This window comes from Agromyces sp. P1_H4, assembly GCF_056405255.1.
In genome coordinates, this window is the sequence record NZ_JBFUCL010000552.1 from 1 (window position 1) to 1,229 (window position 1,229).

Genomic DNA, 1,229 nt, shown 5'->3' on the forward strand with positions numbered 1-1,229 from the left:
GTGTCGACGGAGAGCGCCGCCCCCGCGCCCGCGAGCGCCGCCACGACCGGCACCACGCGATCGATCTCCTCGCCCACCGGGATCGCCGGACCCGGCCCGAACTTCGCGCCGCCGATGTCGATCCAGGCGGCGCCCTGCGCGATGGCGCGCCGGCCGGCGTCGACGGCGGCGTCGAGGCCGAAGGTCGCGCCCCGGTCGTAGAACGAGTCGGGAGTGCGGTTGACCACGGCCATGACGGCGATGGAACGTCGGAAGTCGACCTCGCGACCCGCGATGCGACGCACCGGATGGGCGAACTCGGGCTCGACCCACCCGAGCGGGCCGCTCACGCGGAGACCCGTGCGGCGCCCGCCCAGCCGGGCGAGGTCATGCCGTCGCCTCGTCGACGAGGCGCTCGAGGGGCACGGCCGGGTCGACGAGCCGGGCGCCGTCGACGCGGGCACGCGAGCGGATGAGCTGCTGCACCTGCTCGTTCACGTCCCAGACGTTGACGTTCATGCCTGCGACGACCCGCTCGTCGGCCAGCCAGAAGGCGATGAACTCACGCCCCGGCACGTCGCCGCGGAACACCGGCTCGACGCCTGCCATCAGTGGACCGTAGCCCGAGAACTCCATGCCGAGATCGTACTGGTCGGTGTAGAAGTAGGGCGCCTCGTCGAACTCGATGCGCTCGCCCGCCATGGAGCGGCCCGCGGCGGGGCCGTGGTGCTCCGCGGTCGCCCAGTGCTCCGTGCGCAGGTGCCGGCCGAGGAAGGGCTGGTACACGTTCGCGACGTCGCCCACGGCGTAGACGTCGTCGGCGCTCGTGCGGAACGCGGCATCCGTCATGACGCCGTTGTCGATCTCGATGCCGGCCGCCTCCGCGAGGCCGGTGACGGGGGACGCGCCGATGGCGACGATCACCGCATCGGCCGTCAGGACCTCGCCGCCCTCGAGTGCCACGCCCGTCGCGCGGCCGTCGTCGCCGGCGATCGCCTCGACCCTGGTCGACATGCGGAGGTCGACGCCGTGTTCACGGTGCAGGCGGGCGAAGACCTCACCCGCGGTGCGGCCGATCGCGCCCTCGAGCGGCACCGCGTCGGGCGCGACGACCGTGACGTCGTTGCCGTACCCGCGCGCGGCCGCAGCGACCTCGAGCCCGATCCATCCGCTGCCGATGAGGGCGATGCGACGGCCACCCGGCGAGAGCAGCTCGCGGAGCGCCATCGAGTCGCCCACCGTGCGGAGCG

General features: G+C 73.7%; 2 protein-coding genes. Both read right to left on the reverse strand.

Annotated features, from left to right (window positions below; translation table 11 throughout):
• Positions 1-329 (reverse strand): dihydropteroate synthase (locus AC1DY2_RS19885; RefSeq protein ID WP_476763982.1); only part of this gene is annotated, 329 nt, incomplete at its 3' end.
• A 37-nt stretch (positions 330-366) separates the two neighbouring features.
• Positions 367-1,229 (reverse strand): NAD(P)/FAD-dependent oxidoreductase (locus AC1DY2_RS19890; RefSeq protein ID WP_476763983.1); only part of this gene is annotated, 863 nt, incomplete at its 5' end.